Annotated in this window: 22 protein-coding genes and 1 tRNA gene; 19 read left to right on the forward strand and 4 right to left on the reverse strand. The window is 54.4% G+C overall.

Annotated features, from left to right (window positions below):
- Positions 1 to 65 precede the first annotated feature (65 nt).
- Positions 66 to 608, reverse strand: a complete 543-nt coding sequence (locus METAL_RS03290; protein ID WP_005369606.1) for a flavin reductase family protein — start codon at positions 606 to 608, stop codon at positions 66 to 68.
- Positions 609 to 755: 147 nt separating this feature from the next.
- The gene (locus tag METAL_RS03295; RefSeq protein WP_005369608.1) at positions 756 to 1,928 is read right to left on the reverse strand and encodes an IS256 family transposase; all 1,173 of its coding nucleotides are present in this window, start codon (positions 1,926 to 1,928) and stop codon (positions 756 to 758) included.
- Between the two features lie 587 nt (positions 1,929 to 2,515).
- On the opposite strand from METAL_RS03295, the gene METAL_RS03305 reads away from it, so the two are divergent.
- The 10 genes from METAL_RS03305 to METAL_RS03350 all read left to right on the forward strand — a co-directional run bounded on the left by METAL_RS03305 (position 2,516) and on the right by METAL_RS03350 (position 7,567).
- A complete protein-coding gene (locus tag METAL_RS03305; RefSeq protein ID WP_005369609.1) occupies positions 2,516 to 2,848 on the forward strand; it encodes a BON domain-containing protein in 333 nt (110 codons plus the stop codon).
- A gap of 83 nt (positions 2,849 to 2,931) precedes the next feature.
- Positions 2,932 to 3,483: a ferritin-like domain-containing protein gene (locus METAL_RS03310; protein ID WP_005369611.1), complete on the forward strand. Its 552-nt coding sequence runs from the start codon at positions 2,932 to 2,934 to the stop codon at positions 3,481 to 3,483.
- 566 nt (positions 3,484 to 4,049) lie between these two features.
- On the forward strand, positions 4,050 to 4,307 hold the full coding sequence (locus tag METAL_RS03315) for an ElaB/YgaM/YqjD family protein (RefSeq protein ID WP_005369615.1): 258 nt from the start codon (positions 4,050 to 4,052) through the stop codon (positions 4,305 to 4,307).
- Between the two features lie 270 nt (positions 4,308 to 4,577).
- Positions 4,578 to 4,970, forward strand: coding sequence for a BON domain-containing protein (locus tag METAL_RS03320; protein WP_005369616.1), 393 nt, complete (start codon positions 4,578 to 4,580; stop codon positions 4,968 to 4,970).
- A gap of 19 nt (positions 4,971 to 4,989) precedes the next feature.
- Positions 4,990 to 5,547: a hypothetical protein gene (locus METAL_RS03325; protein WP_005369618.1), complete on the forward strand. Its 558-nt coding sequence runs from the start codon at positions 4,990 to 4,992 to the stop codon at positions 5,545 to 5,547.
- A gap of 37 nt (positions 5,548 to 5,584) precedes the next feature.
- The gene (locus METAL_RS03330) at positions 5,585 to 6,019 is read left to right on the forward strand and encodes a DUF2383 domain-containing protein (RefSeq protein ID WP_005369619.1); all 435 of its coding nucleotides are present in this window, start codon (positions 5,585 to 5,587) and stop codon (positions 6,017 to 6,019) included.
- A gap of 11 nt (positions 6,020 to 6,030) precedes the next feature.
- Positions 6,031 to 6,357 carry a hypothetical protein gene (locus tag METAL_RS03335; RefSeq protein ID WP_005369620.1) on the forward strand — a complete coding sequence of 109 codons (327 nt, stop codon included), beginning with the start codon at positions 6,031 to 6,033 and terminating at the stop codon, positions 6,355 to 6,357.
- Positions 6,358 to 6,439: 82 nt separating this feature from the next.
- Entirely contained in the window at positions 6,440 to 6,685 is a 246-nt protein-coding gene (locus tag METAL_RS03340; protein ID WP_005369621.1) for a hypothetical protein, read from the forward strand.
- Positions 6,686 to 7,105 (forward strand): phage holin family protein, encoded by a 420-nt coding sequence (locus METAL_RS03345; protein ID WP_005369622.1) that lies wholly within the window; start codon positions 6,686 to 6,688, stop codon positions 7,103 to 7,105.
- A 3-nt stretch (positions 7,106 to 7,108) separates the two neighbouring features.
- On the forward strand, positions 7,109 to 7,567 hold the full coding sequence (locus METAL_RS03350; RefSeq protein WP_005369623.1) for a hypothetical protein: 459 nt from the start codon (positions 7,109 to 7,111) through the stop codon (positions 7,565 to 7,567).
- A gap of 66 nt (positions 7,568 to 7,633) precedes the next feature.
- Here METAL_RS03350 and smbP read toward each other — a convergent pair whose 3' ends face one another.
- Positions 7,634 to 7,942 (reverse strand): small metal-binding protein SmbP, encoded by a 309-nt coding sequence (gene smbP / locus METAL_RS03355; RefSeq protein ID WP_005369624.1) that lies wholly within the window; start codon positions 7,940 to 7,942, stop codon positions 7,634 to 7,636.
- Positions 7,943 to 8,031: 89 nt separating this feature from the next.
- A complete protein-coding gene (locus METAL_RS03360) occupies positions 8,032 to 8,463 on the reverse strand; it encodes a PRC-barrel domain-containing protein (RefSeq protein WP_005369625.1) in 432 nt (143 codons plus the stop codon).
- 339 nt (positions 8,464 to 8,802) lie between these two features.
- Between METAL_RS03360 and METAL_RS03365 the strand changes: the two genes are divergently transcribed.
- From METAL_RS03365 to infC, 9 genes are all read left to right on the forward strand, one after another.
- Positions 8,803 to 9,729, forward strand: a complete 927-nt coding sequence (locus METAL_RS03365) for a hypothetical protein (RefSeq protein WP_005369626.1) — start codon at positions 8,803 to 8,805, stop codon at positions 9,727 to 9,729.
- A 76-nt stretch (positions 9,730 to 9,805) separates the two neighbouring features.
- A complete protein-coding gene (locus METAL_RS03370; protein ID WP_005369628.1) occupies positions 9,806 to 10,369 on the forward strand; it encodes a hemerythrin domain-containing protein in 564 nt (187 codons plus the stop codon).
- A 419-nt stretch (positions 10,370 to 10,788) separates the two neighbouring features.
- The gene (locus METAL_RS03375) at positions 10,789 to 11,112 is read left to right on the forward strand and encodes a four-helix bundle copper-binding protein (protein ID WP_031430794.1); all 324 of its coding nucleotides are present in this window, start codon (positions 10,789 to 10,791) and stop codon (positions 11,110 to 11,112) included.
- A gap of 164 nt (positions 11,113 to 11,276) precedes the next feature.
- A protein-coding gene (locus METAL_RS03385; RefSeq protein ID WP_157203417.1) for an IS3 family transposase occupies positions 11,277 to 12,433 on the forward strand; the annotation gives its coding sequence in 2 pieces (ribosomal slippage) (positions 11,277 to 11,568 and positions 11,568 to 12,433; 1,158 coding nt in all).
- 313 nt (positions 12,434 to 12,746) lie between these two features.
- Positions 12,747 to 13,013 (forward strand): hypothetical protein, encoded by a 267-nt coding sequence (locus METAL_RS03390; protein WP_005369636.1) that lies wholly within the window; start codon positions 12,747 to 12,749, stop codon positions 13,011 to 13,013.
- A gap of 141 nt (positions 13,014 to 13,154) precedes the next feature.
- Complete coding sequence (locus METAL_RS03395) at positions 13,155 to 13,535, forward strand: TraR/DksA family transcriptional regulator (RefSeq protein WP_005369638.1); 381 nt, start codon at positions 13,155 to 13,157, stop codon at positions 13,533 to 13,535.
- A gap of 77 nt (positions 13,536 to 13,612) precedes the next feature.
- Positions 13,613 to 13,689, forward strand: a tRNA-Val gene (locus METAL_RS03400).
- Positions 13,690 to 13,759: 70 nt separating this feature from the next.
- The gene (gene thrS / locus METAL_RS03405) at positions 13,760 to 15,667 is read left to right on the forward strand and encodes a threonine--tRNA ligase (RefSeq protein ID WP_005369640.1); all 1,908 of its coding nucleotides are present in this window, start codon (positions 13,760 to 13,762) and stop codon (positions 15,665 to 15,667) included.
- 81 nt (positions 15,668 to 15,748) lie between these two features.
- Positions 15,749 to 16,213 carry a translation initiation factor IF-3 gene (infC, locus tag METAL_RS03410; protein ID WP_281023975.1) on the forward strand — a complete coding sequence of 155 codons (465 nt, stop codon included), beginning with the start codon at positions 15,749 to 15,751 and terminating at the stop codon, positions 16,211 to 16,213.
- Positions 16,214 to 16,332: the final 119 nt, after the last annotated feature.

A 16,332-nucleotide genomic window follows, 5' to 3' on the forward strand; every position in this document is an offset into this window, starting at 1 on the left:
CCTTCAGTTTTGATAGAGCAAATTCGGCCACGAGCGGTTTGTTGCTAATTTTTCAAATGACGTCGTTAGACACCCTCTGGAAGCTTCGAGCGCATCATTTCCCTTCGATCCAACTTGTCTCCATCGACGACAAAGGTGCCATCGCCGATTGCATGAATAGTCCGCTTCTCTTCTCGTGAATCATCTAAGTACGTTTCGACACCTTCAAGGATAATGATGTTGTGCTTTTCGACGACATCGATCACTTTACATTCAATATTTGCCAGGCATTCCTTGATCAGCGGCGCACCGACATGCTTTCCCTTGAGAGGAGTCAATCCGAACTTATAAAACTTGTCCGTATCGCTGCCGGAACAAGCTCCTATCCCAACAACCTGATCTATTAGGTCCACGGTAGGAATAGCAATGACGCATTCTTTGGAGTTCCGAAGCGCCTTATAGGAATAGTTCCAGGGACCCGTCGTTATGGCAAATCTCGGAGAAAAATCCATCACCATGGTCCAGGAGATGGTCATAATGTTGTTCTTCTCCCCATCGCTTGTCGTAACGAGGATAACTGGCCCAGGTTCAATCAAAGTAAAGGACTTGCTAATTGGTATCGTCTTCATTACCGTACACCTCATGCTGTAGGCTAAAAAAAGGATTAGAAACGGGAAGCGATTCCTATCGGTTTAAGCGAGGAGAAAGGCCGTGGAAAACCAATAACCCCACACTTTAAGAGAGTGTAAAACAATCCGTGTAAACCGCGGTTAAATTTAATTGGGCATGCGGTCTGGGAACATAATCATAAACTGATTAATAGCCGGCTTCCAATCGCGCAATGGCATGGACCATTTTTTAGAGGCATTCTCGATTGCCAAATAAATGACTTTCATAGCCGAATCGTCATTGGGGAACAGTTTCCGTTGATTGATGGCTTTTCTAATCACGCTATTGATCGATTCAATGGCATTGGTGGTGTAAATGATTTTCCGGATCGCGTCAGGGTAATCGAAGAATGCGATCAAGTTGGCCCAGTGGTTGCGCCAGGAGCGACTGATGGAGGGGTATTGGCCGTCCCATTGCGCGGCAAAGGCTTCCAATTCCTGTTCTGCTTCAGTCACGGTAACGGACTGGTAGATTTTCCGGAGCCCGGCGGCGACGGTTTTGCGGTCTTTCCAGGACACGAAACGCAAGGAATTGCGCACCCTATGCACGATACAGAGTTGGACTTGTGTGCTTGGGAAAGCGGCGGCGATCGCTTCCGGAAAACCGGTTAAGCCATCGACACAGGCAATGAGCACATCCTTGACGCCGCGGTTTTTCAGTTCGGTCAGGCCCGACAGCCAGAATTTGGCGCCTTCATTTTCGGACAGCCACAGACCCAGCAACTCCTTTCTGCCTTCCAGGGTGACGCCGAGCGCCAGGTAAACGGCTTTGTTGATGACTCGCTTGTCCTGCCGGATTTTGACGACAATGCAGTCCAGATAGAGGATAGGATAGAGCGCATCCAAGGGTCGGGATTGCCACTCGATCACTTTGCCCAGTACCGCTTCCGTGACATTAGACACCAGGGTGGGCGAGATATCGGCGCCATAGAGTTCGCGGAAGGTTTCGACGATATCTCGCGTGCTCATGCCCTTGGCATACAAGGTCAGAATCTTATCGTCAAAATGACTCCAGCGGGTTTGATGCTTGGTGACCAGCGGCGGCTCGAAGCTGCCGTTACGATCGCGTGGGGTGTCAATCTCAATGACCCCGTGTCCGCTTTTCAGCTTTTTTGTGCCATAACCGTTGCGACTATTGCCGGAACCATAGCCTTCGGGAGAAGGCTTGGCATACCCTAAATGGGCATCCATTTCGGCATTCAGCGAGGCTTCTACCGTGATTTTCAGTAAATCCTGAGTCAGTGCCGCTAAATCACGCTCTGACTTAACGCCACGGGCCAAATCTTGTCAAGCGGCAACCATCGTGGGGTCTTTAATAATATCGCTCATTTTCTGCTCTCCTTGAGAGAAGTTTACTACACTGAAAATAAGCGGTTACACGGAATTATTTACACCCTCAACCCTTTTCAGCTGTAGGGTACGCTGTGCGTACCATGCGGATTGAAAAGGTACGCACTCGGCAATTGCTCTCCTGCATTGCTCTATCTCCTGCCTCCTTGCAGTCGTCGGCAATTGCTCCTGCATTGCTCTATCTCCTGCCTCCCTGCAGTCGTCGGCAATTGCTTTGTCCTTAGACCACCCTTCAGTGGTGGCATTGCCCTCGATCGCGTGTTCCCGGCGCGATCTACCTCCTCCCACCCTGGGATCGTACCCTACGGCGGTTTGTGCCTTTTTGGAGTGTAAACCCACTGCAACAATGCGCGCAGGTGGGGTTAGCGATTGCGTCACCCAACGTACCACTACATAAATAACGATGAGTGCTCGGAGAAGTGATGATCGGCCCGATCATTAGTTCGGCATCGCACCGACAGCGGGCGCCGAACCTTTTAGAGTCGAGTCAAATGGGTTCTTCATAAGGAGGGTGTGTTATGAAATCGGTCAAATATTATCCGGTATGGTTTCTGGTTCTCGTGTTGACTTCCCTATCCGGCTGTGCGTCCGACGGCGACCGCTCGGCGCGAGAAAGCGCCGGCGCCTACCTTGACGACAGCATGATCACCACCAAGGTTAAAACGGCCATCTTCAATGAGCCCGGTCTGGATTCGGCGGAAATCAGCGTCGAGACTTATCGAGGCAATGTGCAGCTCAGCGGGTTTGTGGAATCTCAGGAAGATATCGAACGGGCGGTTCGAGTGGCTCGACAGGTCGAAGGCGTCAAATCGGTAAAGAACGATATGCGTCTTAAAAGCCGCGCGCGATAAGCCGGGCAGGTGGCGAGCCATCGCATTCGCGCGGGCTGGCGGTTTTCGGTTCGATTCATGATTTCCCATGCGGAGAATTTTTTATGTCCAACCAGCATCATTTGACCGAGGTCCAGACTTTACGTGCGCAAGCCCGCCGGCACATCGAGCAGGGCGCGGTCACCGCAGGCTATGCGGCGGACGCGGAGTCGGTCGTCAAACTGCTCAACGAGGCCCTGGCCACGGAACTGGTCTGCGTTCTGCGCTACCGCCGTCATTATTTCATGGCGCAAGGCATTCAATCGAAAGGCGTCGCCGAGGAGTTTCTTACGCACGCCAACGAGGAGCAGGAACATGCCGACCAGATCGCGCGGCGCATCGTACAGTTGGGCGGCGAACCCGATTTTTCCCCGGATACCCTGTCCCGCCGCAGCCATGCGGAATATGTGGAAGGCCGTTCGCTGGTCGATATGATCAAGGAAGATCTGGTGGCGGAGCGGATAGCGATCGACAGTTACCGAGAGATGATCCTGTATCTGGGCGACAATGACCCGACCACGCGCAATATGCTGGAAAACATTCTCGCGGTGGAGGAGGAGCATGCCGACGAACTGGCCGATCTGCTGCAGGAACGCTTGGCGGCATCCGGCTCATGAAAGCCGGGTCTCTGCCCGCGATGATCGGGCTGTCGGTCCAACTCTCCGGCGGCGGGTACGGCGAACGGGTCCGACTGTACTGTCTCGGATTAGCTATCGCCGCGGCTCTTAAGCTTTTCTGCGAACGGTGTGCCGGCGGGTGATGCTTCTCCCGATTACGGTTCAATGTTTTTTGTGAGCTATCGAACCGACGCGGTGTCGTTTTGTTTTTATGATGACGCTCAGGATGCATTATAGATGGGCAACTCCAGTCGGCGGAAACGCATGGAAAAGGGCATCTCGCTAATCGAGTTCCCTTTGGCCTGTACCCGGCGGTTACGGTAAACGGAGCGACGGTACCTCACTATTTCAGAGGAGAAACACGATGGGCAGATATGTACTTGCATGGCTACTCGGCGTGCCGGTGTCTTTACTGATTATCATTTATCTGATCTTCAATTGATTTTTCATTCAACGGTTGCCGAGAGGCGTTCGCCATCCGGAATCGTAATCAATAACCGGTGCTGTGACGGCACTTTTATTGAGATCCCTATGATCTTTTAACCCATCAATACCAGGAGTTAATTATGGAAACGACAAGAACAGGCGCTACGAATGAAACCGTGGAACGCGTCAAAGCAGGCGCGCATGAAGCAGTAGAAAGAGCGGCCGACATGACGCTCAGGGCGGCGGACACCCTCAGCGAAAGAAGCGGACAGGTCAGGGACGCTCAGGAGCGGCTGCAGGAACAGATACGCGAATATGTCCGCGAAAATCCGGTGACTTCGCTGGGCATCGCCCTGGGCAGCGGGTTTATTTTGAGCCGTCTGATGGGGCATCGCTGAATCGGGTTTGCGCTGCCTTTCGGACATCGCTTCATCCGTTCTCCGGCCTTTACCGTACCGTTATGCGGGGCGCTTTATTCCCATTCCGCTCGCGTTGCGTTCCGATACGCAGACAACTGCGGGTTCAAACCGTATTTTACGGGGTGATGTGCAAACGAGCGGAAGTGCCGGTGTTTTTCCGCGAGGCGAGCAGGGCGCCGCTTGATTGCCGAGGCTGTCCGGACGCGGAAACGGGGCGTTTATTCCATCGCTTAATTAAGGAGAAACCCTATGTCAAAAAGATTCTCAAGACTGGCCATCATATTGGCTGCCGGTTTGATGCTGATCGCGGATTGGGCCGGAGCCGCAGGTGGAACGGCCGGCAGTCCGGTAGAAAGTACCGAGCGCAATGTGCGCGATAAAGGCAATGCAACCCTGACGCCGGAAGATCAGCTTCAGAATGAGGGCGACCTGAGGATCACTGCCGATGTCCGCAAAGCGATTACCGGCGACGGCTCGCTGTCGGTCAACGCGCATAATGCGAAAGTCATTACGCGCAACGGTACGGTCACTTTGCGGGGACCCGTCAACAGTGATGCCGAAAAAAACAAACTGCAGGACATCGCCCAGAAAACGCCCGGCGTAAACCAGGTCGACAATCAGCTGGAAGTCCGGGCGCCCTAATCGATTGCAGGAGAACGTCATGAAGAAAGCAGTTTTTTGCATCACTCAAACGAACGACCAAGTGGAACGCATCGTCAGCGAACTGAAAGCGGCGGGCTTTTCCAATAACGATATTTCCGTGCTGTTGCCGGACAAGACTAGCGAACGCGAAGCGGGCCATGAAAAGCATACCAAATCGCCGGAAGGCACCGCGATCGGCGGCACGATAGGCATCGGCACCGGCGCGGTGCTGGGCTGGCTGGCGGGTATCGGTACTCTCGCCATACCGGGCCTGGGGCCCTTCGTCGCGGCGGGACCTATCATGGCGGCGCTGGGTGGCGCCGGAGTGGGGGCTGCCGCGGGCGGTCTGGCCGGCGCGTTGGTGGGCCTGGGGATTCCCGAATACGAGGCCAAACGTTATGAAAGCCGGATTCAGGGCGGCAATGCCCTGATTTCCGTCCATACCGAGACTCCGGAAGCCCGCTCGAAAGTGGAAGACATTTTCGAGCGCGAGAACGCGGAAGATATTTCATCGACCGGCGAAGCCCAACCTAAGCGCTATTCTTCGTCCGGCCGCTCCGAGCCCAGACATTATTGAAATTCCGTGGTGTTATCCAACCTTTGAGGAGGTCCAGATGCTGAATATCAACAAAATCGAGAAATTGCTGAAGAACGAGATGGCAGCGGCGGAAACCTATCATCAAGCCCTGGAAAAGTTCGAAGAAGAGGCCCAAGGCAGCGAAATCAGTTCGCTGCAGCCGATTTACGAAGAACATACCGAGGCGGTTTCCGAGCTGCAGGAAAAAATTCAGCAGTTGGGCGGCATGCCCCCCAGCGGCTCCGGCTTATGGGGGTCCTGGTCCGAAGCGCTGATGGGTGGCGCCAAGCTGATCGGCAAGGATGCGATGCTGAATGCGCTTTTAGCCGGGGAAAAGAGCGGCCTGGACGATTATCAGGACGCCGCGGAGGACCCCGACGTGCCTCTCGAAGTGAGCGACCTGATCAAGTCGAAGTTTATGAATTCCCAACAAGAGAATATCCGTGTTCTCAACAGGCTGCTCCAGAGCTAGAGGTAATCGAGATGAAGACTTTCACTTTTCTCCGGAAAAAAGGAGGGGCGCCGTTCGTGTTCGGCGTCATGCTGGCCGGTATCGCTCAACTTTCGCATTCACGCGGCGCAGAAACCGGGCCGGGCGGTGCCTTGGAAAAAGGCGCCCCCGTAGAGCAGGCCCCCAGCTTCCGGGAAGCGGATAAAAACGGCGACCATTACGTGACCAAGGACGAGCTGGCGGACTACCCGCACTTGCTCAAGCGCTTCGATGAGGTGGATGCCGGCAAGACGGGACGCCTGGAAGAACACGAGTATGGCAATCTGGTGATGGAAAAAAGCCGGGAAAAAGGCCGGTAATTCCGGCTGCCGGAGGCTGTTTCATACCGGCTTCGGTTCCGCCGGGACGCCTATTTTTTAATATTTAACGGAGGTAACTGTTATGGCAAACATGGACAAATTGTCGAGTGCGGCAGAAGAAGCGGGCGAAAGAATCGTCGGCGCCACCCGCCAGGCCGCCGAAGCGCTTGGCGAAAAGGGTGAACAATTGATGGACATGGAGGAGCGGCTCGTGAAGCAATGCCGCGACTGCATCCGCAATCATCCGATCACCTCGATCGGCATCGCATTGGCGGCCGGTTATATTTTGAGCCGGATGACCCATACCTGCGAGCACCGGAGAAGATAAATGGCGATTCGTCCCCATGAAGAGCGGTCGGCCCGTTTTTCCGCCGCTCCCGCCGAACCGGCGGAACGGCATGCGGACTTGTTGGAAGATCTCCATCTGCTATGGCTTGATCTGCGCGGACTGACGCACGATCATCTGCAGCTTGCCGCGCTCGAAGCGAGACGGGCCGGCACCAGCTTGGCCGCCATGCTGGCGGCGGGCGTGGTGATGGCGGTCCTGCTGATCGGCGTGTGGGGCGGGCTGATGGCCGCCGCTGCGCTGGCCTTGATGAAAAGTCATGTCATGGGCGATATCGAAACCATTTTATCGATTGCCGGAGCCAATTTGGTGGCTGCATGGCTTCTGTTCTGGTTCGTGCGGCGCAAGAGCCGTGACCTGCTCTTTCCTGAGACGGTTAATAGCTTTCGAGATAAGGAGTAAAAAATGGCGGACCGGAATTATCATCACCGCAAAGAGGACAACGGTACGCTGACCGCTCGGATCGAGGAAACCGAGCGCCGGTTGTTGGACCGGCAACTGAGTACGCATGTCCACACGGGGGCATTGATCAAGGACCTGAGGCATGAGCTGGCGTCGCCCACGACGTTGTTACTGGTGAGCGAGCTGGGTTTTATTGTCGGCGAATTGACTAAAAAGCGCCCGTCCAAACCGGAATACGCAGCCGCCGACAAGGCGATCGAGGGTGCTTTGCGTGCCGAAGCGACGCCCTTGAAGGAAGCGCTGGATTTCGGCAGTTTGCTGATTGCGCTGTTTCACGCGTTGCCGCCCGCCTGGATCATGGAAACTTTCCATCCGGCCGAAGAAGAGGCGAAGCCGAAAACGGAACCTGCTGCCGTAGCCGGAAAACCGGAAGCCGGGGTGGAACTGTCCAATCCTCGATAAAGAACGGCGCTCAATCGGTTTGCGATTGATTGCCGTTCTTTTTTCCGGGCAAGTGTCGAATAAGCGCTATTGGGCCGCCGTCAGATGTTGACTGGCTTCCTGAGCGGCCTTCTGAGCGGCGCTGCCGTTGTTTTGATTGCCTTGATTGACCGCCTCCTGCAGGCTCTTGATGCCCGCATCCAGGTGCTGGTCGGCGGTTACGGCATGTGTTAGCGCTTCTTGAGCGTGTTGGGCGATTGCCTTGCCGTCGGTTTGTTTGGCGGCCATCATCGTATGCTCGACAGCTTGCTGAAGGTGATTTTCTTCCGCATAGACGGTAACGGCGCCCAAACCCAGCATAATGCCGGACAGCATATTGATCATTTTAATAGTCATCAGGAATCTCCTTTTGCCGAAAAAAACGGGCCGTGCAAGCCCGGAACGAAACCGCGCCGCTTTGGCAGCGCGGTAAAAAAATCCGTGGATTAATGACGTGTCGTGCCGGATTCGCTGGAATACGGCTGCGTTCCATAGAACGAATGCACTTCGTTGACCCAGGTTTCGTCGGCCATATCGGGCCAGCGGTCGGGGTCGAAGCCCGGCGCGCTTTCCAGGCGTTCCTTGTCGACATCCAAAGTAAAGCGTTTGTTTTTCGTATCGAGCTTTAAGGCATTCCATGGTACGGCAAACAATTTTTCGCCGAGCGACAGGATGCCTCCGAAAGACAAGACCGCATAAGCGACTTTGCCGGTGGTCATGTCCAGCATGATCTCTTTGATATCTCCGAGATCTTCCTCCTTGCCGTTGTAGACATCATTGCCAAGCAGCGTGTCCGCTCCCATCAGGTGCGGCCCCGGACCTTCGTCGCCGAGCCGGTTTTTGTATATGCCGTAAGTATCGCGATCTACATAACTCATCTTCGTGTCCCCAATCATGAAATAAATCGAAATCACTGGAACATTTCGTCCAGAACCCTAGGCGGAAAAATAACTGCAGCGCCGGAAAAAATCGGTACGGTGCCGCACTTTGAAAACTCATTTCGAGTAAGAAGAATTTGCCGCCCGGGTTGCCGGCCGCGGCCGGTTTATGTGCCTAAGCGTACCGACGGGGCGCCCGTAAACCGGTAATCTTTCGCGCATCTATTGATATAGAGACCGAACAAATGCACGCTGAGCAGCTATTCGATTTTGGGTTGGCGGCTATCGCCCGAGTAGGTGTTCATCAGTTTCTTTTAACCGGTTGTGGAGAATATGGCTATGAGCAATTTACCTTATGAAGAAACGCACAAACCGCATATCGGCTCCGGCATTTCCCCCCAGAGATCGAGACGGATGCGGTGGATAAAAGGGATATCCTGGACGTCGGTATTTGCCGGGGTGGTGGTCGCTTTGGGGGTTCAGATGCTGCTGAGCACGCTGGGCACCGGGATCGGGATGAGCATGATCGACCCGTTGCGTGCGCATGATACGCCGACTGTGCGCGAATTCAGCATCGGCGCCGGCTTATGGTGGGTCGTCTCGAGCTTTCTTTCGCTGTTTATCGGCGGCTGGGTGGCGGCGCAGTTTTCGGGGTACCTGCGCCATCTGGACGGGATCTTGCACGGGCTGCTCGTCTGGGCGCTGGGTACGCTGGTCACGATCTATTTCCTGGGCAGCGCGATCGGTTCGGTAGCGAGCGGCGCCGGCAATGTATTGAGCGCAGGCACGCGCGGCGTGGCGGAAAAAGCGGTAACGGTCGTTTCATGGGACGATATCAGAAAGGATGCCGAAGGGGTGCTGCGGTCGAGGCCGGGAATTCCGCAGACGATTGAACCCCGTGCGGGCGGAGAGTCTCGTTCGGCCATCATGGATCCGGAGTTCAGCATGGCGCTGGAACGGTTTCTGACGGCGGAAGACAGAAACGTCAAGGAAACCAATCGCACCGCGTTGATCAATCTGCTGACCGCGCGGACCGGGTTGAGTATCGACGAAGCGGCCAATCGGGTAAATCGATGGGAAAGAATCTACGAACAGGCCGAACAAAAAGTACGGGAAGCCGCCGATCAGACAGCGAAAGCGGTGGCATGGTCGGCCTTATGGGGTTTTTTGGTAATCCTGGTGAGCGCCATCGCGGCCGCGGTAGGCGGTTATGTCGGCACACAGATGCCGGACGGAGAGGCGCGCGAGAAAAGCATGAGCCGCTAACTCATACGACCGCATAAAATCAAGGTCTTGCAAGCGCGGTGCCTGTGTCATCGCAAATGGATGAGAGGTAAGCATTATGAATCAAAAGCAAAGACATGCAGCGGGAAGCGCCGGCAGGGGACAGGATGCCATTGTGCTGCTCACTCGGGATCACGAGAGGGTAAAAGAGTTGTTCGACGAGTTCGAAATGCTCGAAGCGGAAGAGGGCGGCGAAGATGACAAGCTGGATTTGGTGCAGCGGATATGCATGGAATTGACAATCCACACGCAGCTCGAAGAAGAAATCTTCTATCCCGCCGCCATCGATGCGATCGGCCAGTTGGACATCATGGATGAAGCGCTGGTCGAACATGGGAAAGCCAAGGAGCAGATCGACCAGGTGGTGTCGATGGCGCCGGAGGATGATTATTTCGATGCCGAAGTGAATGTTCTGAGAGACATGGTCGAGCATCATGTCCAGGAAGAGGAAGGCAAGATGTTCCCCAAGTTGAAAAAATCATCGATCGATCTGGCCGCGCTGGGCGAAGAACTCAATCTGCGCAAACAGGAGCTGCAAATGGATATGGGCATGGTCGAAGCCTCCATGCGCAAGCCGCAGGCGGGCAGAAAACCGATGCCGCCGCAGGGGCCGATGCCTTAGTATTTTCCGTATGCGCACGAAACGGCAAGGTTTGTCTGCTTTCCGGACGGGCTATTTATCCAGGCGGTATAACGGAGCGAAAAATTGCCCGGAGCGTGGAGGCATCGAAGGTTACAGGTGTGGCAACGCACCGATTTTTTTACCTGTTCGGTTCAAATTGTTTATCCGGTTTTGATTCATTGAGGCGATCCTTGAATAGAAGCGGTCTGATTCGGTTTAAGTGTCCGATTTGATTGTGCGATATGCCGGTCTATTTAAGGGTCGCCCCTCGATAAGGCGCGCCGAAATCTGATTTTTTTCAAAAAAATAGCGCGCATTCCTTTCCAGTTGGTATTTGTTATTTCGATATTTAGGAGAATGGCATCATGTATACGCCTCAAACTGAACCCCAAAAAACCTCCACTGCAGCTTTTCAATCCATGCAGCCTTGTATAGACAACTGTAACCGTTGCGCCCAGACCTGTCTGCAGACGGCGATGAACCAATGTCTGGAAATGGGCGGACGGCACGTTGAGCCGGAGCACTTTCGCCTGATGATCTGCTGTGCGGAAATCTGCCGGTTGTCGGCCAACTTTATGCTGAGCAGTTCGCCTTTCCATACCCGTACCTGCGAAGTGTGCGCCGAAATCTGCGAAGCTTGCGCCAAGGACTGCGCCAGTATCGGAGATATGGATGAATGTGTGTCGATTTGCCGCGAATGCGCCGAAAGCTGCAAACAAATGGCCAGTATGGCTACTCATTGATGAAATGATATGCCGCCGTCGCGGCGCTCTGTGTGCAGGCTTTTCCTCATCGGAGGACGCCGCGGCGGGGCGTTCTCCTTTTTTTATTTTTAACTCCGGGTGTGAAGTGGCTACACTAAACCGGACACACTCTTTAAAATATTCTCAAACAAGAGCGCCCCCCAATGAGTCTAGAAAAACCCAATACTTATACAGCCGAATTCAGGGCTTCAGCCGTCAAGCTGGCGAATGAATCAGATAAACCCATCGCTCAGGTCGCCAAAGATCTCGGCATTAACGTCAATACCCTGCACACCTGGATCAGCAAGTACAGCCGTCCTAAAGAGAACGATAAAACGGCACGAACCGACGAGCATCTTTACGACGAACTCAAACGCCTCAAGAAAGAAGTTGCCCGTCTGACCGAGGAGCGCGATTTGTTAAAAAAGGCGGCCGCGTACTTTGCCAAGGAGCCCCGGTGAAGTACGCCTGGATCCAACAGCATGTCAGCGAATTTACCGTGGAGACGATGTGCCGGTTTATGCAGGTGTCCCGGAGCGCTTACTATGCTTGGCTGCAGCGCCCTGAAACCGCCGGTGAAAAAGAGGATGCCGTGTTGACCGAGTTCATTAAAATCGCCTTTGCCAAGAGCAGAGCCACCTACGGGACTCGCCGCCTCAAGGCTGCCTTATTAGGCCGAGATCGGACGGTCAGTCGCCGGCGAATAGGCCGTCTGATGCGAGAAGCGGGGTTAGCCTGTAAAACTAAGCGCAAATTCAAAGCCACAACGAACTCCCAGCATGATCAGCCGATTGCGCTTAACCATCTGGATCGGCAGTTTAACGTGGATCAGCCCAATCGGGTCTATGCCGGCGACATTACCTCTATTCTTACTCAGGAAGGCTGGCTGTATTTAGCCGTGGTGATTGATCTCTATTCCCGGCAGGTGGTGGGCTGGTCCATGGCCGAGCATATGCGGACTCAGCTGGTCAACGACGCCTTATTGATGGCCATTTGGAAGCGAAAGCCAGAGAAGGGTCTGATGTGGCATACCGATCGCGGCAGTCAATACGCCTCGGAAAGCCATCGGGCGCTATTAGCCCGGCATGGCATAAGGCAAAGCATGAGCCGTAAGGGCAACTGCTGGGATAATAGTGTTTCAGAAAGCTTCTTCCATACCTTGAAAACCGAACGGGTGCATCAGCAGACCTATCAAACCCGATCGGAAGCTAAACAGGCTGTGTTCGAATATATCGAAGTGTTTTACAACCGCGAGCGACTGCATTCCGCCAATGGCTATAGGTCGCCAGTGGACTACGAATTGCTGCATAAAGCGGCTTAACCATGTGTCCAGAAAAGTGTTGACACATCAGGTGCTGCGTCCCGGCCTCGGCAAGGTGGGACGGCTTGCTTCCTTATTTCCTTCACTCCCGCTTCGAACGCGGGTACGATGCGATGCCTCAGGCTCGGCGTTCGCGAGAGTGTCTATCGGCCGGCCGAAAGCTTGGCAATCGCATTTTTATTTTATCCGACAAGTCATTACCGAAAATAGCCGCGCGATACAATTAGTATGACTACTTAGGCAATCATACGAATGGTCAGTCCCGGAAAAATTCTTTAGATTGAGCCCATTCTGAAAATCCGGGGGAACGGGTATGGAACTGTATGAAGAATTGGGCAAACTGTCCGACACTCTCAAACAGCAACGCGATGAAATCAGGCTGCAGATTCATCTGGCCACTGCCGATTTGAAAGATGATTGGGAAGAAAGCGAAAGAGAATGGGGGCATTTCAAAGACAAACTCGCCGAGATTATTGATGAAAGCAAGGAAACCACGGCCGAGTTTGTCGAAAAAACCCGTATCGTGGGCGAAGAATTGAAGGTTGCCTATAAGAACATCCAAAGGCGGCTTACCTCCTAAAAAACCCGGATGAGGCGTCATTATTTCAGGCGGAGCGGAAAAGTTCATGTCGAACGTGTACGCGGGATTCTCTGAGGCGGCCGGAGGCTATGCGGACGGATACTTTGGAAAGCCGGGCAAGGCGTGAGGGGAGTGTCGGGTATGTCCGAAAAACTGACCGGGTTTCAGCTCGAACAGTTCAAGAATCTGCTGCACGACCGCTTCTACATGGTGCGCTCCGACCTTTATAAAGAGATTCTTTCGATCGACAAAGAGTACGGCTCGAAAATCGCCGAGACGGTTTATCAGGCGGCGACGGCGGCATTGGCGCATCTTTTGGCCGGCTTGAAAAGGATCGACCTGAATCACTATCTGAACGAGATCAAAGATATCGAGGCAGCGCAAACGCGTATCACCGAAAACCAATACGGCATTTGTCAGGACTGCGGGTATCCGATCTATTTCAAGCGGCTGTTGGCCTTTCCGACCGCCAAGCGTTGCGTGGCCTGCCAGCGGCTCTACGAAAAGGCGAAGAACGAATGAGTTCGATTATTTTGGAAAACGAGGGTTTACTCATCGCCGATTCCTCGCTATAATGCGCGGGCTGAAGTGACTACTTCAGGCGCGTAGCTCAGTTGGTTAGAGCACCACCTTGACATGGTGGGGGTCGTTGGTTCGAGTCCAATCGCGCCTACCAGATATCCTAAAGCACTGCTCCGCAGTGCTTTTTTATTGCGGAAACCGAATTCGAATTGTGTTGATCTAGCATGCCAGTAATCACCCTTCCCGACGGCTCCAGGCGCGATTTCGACCGCGCGGTCACTGTGCTGGAAGTTGCGCAGTCCATCGGTGCCGGGTTGGCCAAGGCGACTCTGGCGGGTAAGGTAAACGACAGGCTGGTCGATGCGAGCGCATTGATCGATCGGGATGCCTCGCTGCAGATCATCACTGCCAAGGATGCCGAAGGCGTCGACATCATCCGTCACTCCACCGCCCATCTTCTGGCCCAGGCCGTCAAGCAGCTGTTCCCCGACGCCCAGGTCACGATCGGCCCGGTCATCGAAAACGGCTTCTACTACGACTTTTCCTATCAGCGCCCGTTTACGCCGGAAGATCTCGAAGCAATCGAAGCCCGAATGCAGAAGCTGGCCGCCGACGACTGCAAAGTGAGCCGCGCGCTGATGCCCCGCGACGAAGCGGTGCAATATTTCCGCGAACTCGGCGAAAATTACAAGGCCGAGATCATCGGATCGATTCCGTCCGATCAGTCCATCTCCTTATATTCGCAGGGCGATTTTACCGATTTGTGCCGCGGTCCGCATGTGCCGAGCACCGGCAAGCTAACAGCGTTCAAACTGATGAAGATTGCCGGGGCGTACTGGCGCGGCAATTCCGAAAACGAAATGCTGCAACGCATCTACGGCACCGCCTGGGGCGACAAAAAAGAGTTGCAGGCTTACCTCACGCGTCTCGAAGAAGCCGAAAAACGCGATCACCGAAAATTGGGTAAAACCCTGGGCTTGTTCCATACCCAGGAAGAAGCGCCCGGCATGGTGTTCTGGCACGAGAAAGGCTGGACGATCTATCAGCAGATCGAGCAATACATTCGCGAGAAGCTGCGCGTGAACGGCTACGGCGAAGTCAGGACACCGCAGATCGTCGACCGTTCGCTGTGGGAGAAATCCGGGCATTGGGACAAATTCAGCGCCGGCATGTTCACGACCCATTCGGAAAACCGCGATTACGCGATCAAGCCGATGAACTGCCCGTGCCATGTTCAAATTTTCAATCAGGGGCTGAAAAGCTACCGCGATCTGCCGATCCGTCTGGCCGAGTTCGGCTCCTGTCACCGGAACGAGCCTTCCGGCACCTTGCACGGGCTGATGCGGGTCAGAAACTTCGTGCAGGACGATGCGCATATTTTCTGTACCGAAGCGCAGATTCAGGACGAGGTGTCGAATTTTATCGACATGCTGTTCGACGTCTACAAAGACTTTGGTTTCGACGAGGTGGTCATCAAGCTGTCGACCCGTCCGGAAAGCCGGGTTGGCGACGATGCGGTCTGGGACAAAGCCGAAAATGCGCTGGAACTGGCCTTGAACAACAAGAGCCTGAAGTGGGATTTGCAGCCGGGCGAGGGCGCTTTCTACGGCCCGAAGATCGAATTTTCATTGAAGGACTGCATCGGCCGGGTCTGGCAGTGCGGTACGATCCAGGTCGATTTCTCGATGCCCGGCCGCCTCGGCGCGGCTTATATCGCCGAGGACAGCTCGCGGCAAACGCCGGTGATGCTGCACCGGGCGATTCTCGGTTCGCTGGAGCGTTTTACCGGCATTCTGATCGAACACTATGCCGGCACTTTCCCGGTCTGGCTGGCGCCGGTGCAGGCCGTCGTACTGACGATCGCGGACCGTCACGACGATTATGCGGTCGAGGTAATGAAAACCCTTGAAAAACGGGGCTTCAGAGTCAAAATTGACTTGAGAAATGAGAAGATCGGGTTTAAAATCCGCGAGCACTCGATGCAGCGTATACCCTACCTGTTGATCATCGGCGACAAGGAGCTCGAAGATCGGACGATTACGGTGCGCACGCAAAAGGGTGGCAATTTGGGTAGTCTGGCGATAGAGGCATTCGGCGAACGGCTGGGCCAGGAAGTCGCGGACAGAAAATGAGTGTAGCTGGAGGATCTAGGTATCGCTGCTAAAAAAGATGAAATCCGCCTGAACGATGCGATCACCGCCAAGCGGGTGAGGGTGACAGGTGCCGATGGCGAGTCATTGGGCATCATTTCATTGGAAGAAGCCAAGCAGTTGGCCTATGCGGCCGATCTGGATCTGGTCGAAATATCGCCCAATGCGGATCCTCCGGTTTGCAAGATCATGAATTACGGCAAGTACCAGTTCGAGCAGAACAAGAAACTGGCCCTTGCCAAGAAAAAGCAGAAACAGATTCAGGTCAAGGAAATCAAATTCAGGCCGGGTACGGACGAAGGCGACTATCAGGTCAAGCTCAGAAGCCTGATCAAGTTTCTGAACGATGGGGATAAGACCAAGATCACCGTGCGCTACCGCGGACGCGAACTGGCGCATCGCGAAATCGGCATGGAGCAGCTAAAGCGGCTCGAAAAGGATCTGGAAGACATTGCGGTCGTCGAGCAGTTTCCGAAGATGGAGGGCCGTCAAATGATTATGGTAATGGCCCCGAAAAAGAAAAAATAACGCGAGTAAAATTCAAGCAGGCCCGTCGGCGCGCACCCGCACCCGACGGGCCTGAATCTTTCCTGCAGCTTCAGGATGAATCTGCCAGCATCTTAACATCGATTCGATGCGCCTAATTC

It is taken from the genome of Methylomicrobium album BG8 (assembly GCF_000214275.2).
GTDB lineage: Bacteria > Pseudomonadota > Gammaproteobacteria > Methylococcales > Methylomonadaceae > Methylomicrobium > Methylomicrobium agile.

Excerpts from the sequence above, each read along its gene's own strand:
- METAL_RS03290 (WP_005369606.1), bottom strand. The coding sequence starts at position 608 with ATGAAGACGATACCAATTAGCAAGTCCTTTACTTTGATTGAACCTGGG.
- METAL_RS03305 (WP_005369609.1), top strand. The coding sequence starts at position 2,516 with ATGAAATCGGTCAAATATTATCCGGTATGGTTTCTGGTTCTCGTGTTG.
- METAL_RS03310 (WP_005369611.1), top strand. The coding sequence starts at position 2,932 with ATGTCCAACCAGCATCATTTGACCGAGGTCCAGACTTTACGTGCGCAA.
- METAL_RS03315 (WP_005369615.1), top strand. The coding sequence starts at position 4,050 with ATGGAAACGACAAGAACAGGCGCTACGAATGAAACCGTGGAACGCGTC.
- METAL_RS03320 (WP_005369616.1), top strand. The coding sequence starts at position 4,578 with ATGTCAAAAAGATTCTCAAGACTGGCCATCATATTGGCTGCCGGTTTG.
- METAL_RS03325 (WP_005369618.1), top strand. The coding sequence starts at position 4,990 with ATGAAGAAAGCAGTTTTTTGCATCACTCAAACGAACGACCAAGTGGAA.
- METAL_RS03330 (WP_005369619.1), top strand. The coding sequence starts at position 5,585 with ATGCTGAATATCAACAAAATCGAGAAATTGCTGAAGAACGAGATGGCA.
- METAL_RS03335 (WP_005369620.1), top strand. The coding sequence starts at position 6,031 with ATGAAGACTTTCACTTTTCTCCGGAAAAAAGGAGGGGCGCCGTTCGTG.
- METAL_RS03340 (WP_005369621.1), top strand. The coding sequence starts at position 6,440 with ATGGCAAACATGGACAAATTGTCGAGTGCGGCAGAAGAAGCGGGCGAA.
- METAL_RS03345 (WP_005369622.1), top strand. The coding sequence starts at position 6,686 with ATGGCGATTCGTCCCCATGAAGAGCGGTCGGCCCGTTTTTCCGCCGCT.
- METAL_RS03350 (WP_005369623.1), top strand. The coding sequence starts at position 7,109 with ATGGCGGACCGGAATTATCATCACCGCAAAGAGGACAACGGTACGCTG.
- smbP (WP_005369624.1), bottom strand. The coding sequence starts at position 7,942 with ATGACTATTAAAATGATCAATATGCTGTCCGGCATTATGCTGGGTTTG.
- METAL_RS03360 (WP_005369625.1), bottom strand. The coding sequence starts at position 8,463 with ATGAGTTATGTAGATCGCGATACTTACGGCATATACAAAAACCGGCTC.
- METAL_RS03365 (WP_005369626.1), top strand. The coding sequence starts at position 8,803 with ATGAGCAATTTACCTTATGAAGAAACGCACAAACCGCATATCGGCTCC.
- METAL_RS03370 (WP_005369628.1), top strand. The coding sequence starts at position 9,806 with ATGAATCAAAAGCAAAGACATGCAGCGGGAAGCGCCGGCAGGGGACAG.
- METAL_RS03375 (WP_031430794.1), top strand. The coding sequence starts at position 10,789 with ATGCAGCCTTGTATAGACAACTGTAACCGTTGCGCCCAGACCTGTCTG.
- METAL_RS03390 (WP_005369636.1), top strand. The coding sequence starts at position 12,747 with ATGGAACTGTATGAAGAATTGGGCAAACTGTCCGACACTCTCAAACAG.
- METAL_RS03395 (WP_005369638.1), top strand. The coding sequence starts at position 13,155 with ATGTCCGAAAAACTGACCGGGTTTCAGCTCGAACAGTTCAAGAATCTG.
- thrS (WP_005369640.1), top strand. The coding sequence starts at position 13,760 with ATGCCAGTAATCACCCTTCCCGACGGCTCCAGGCGCGATTTCGACCGC.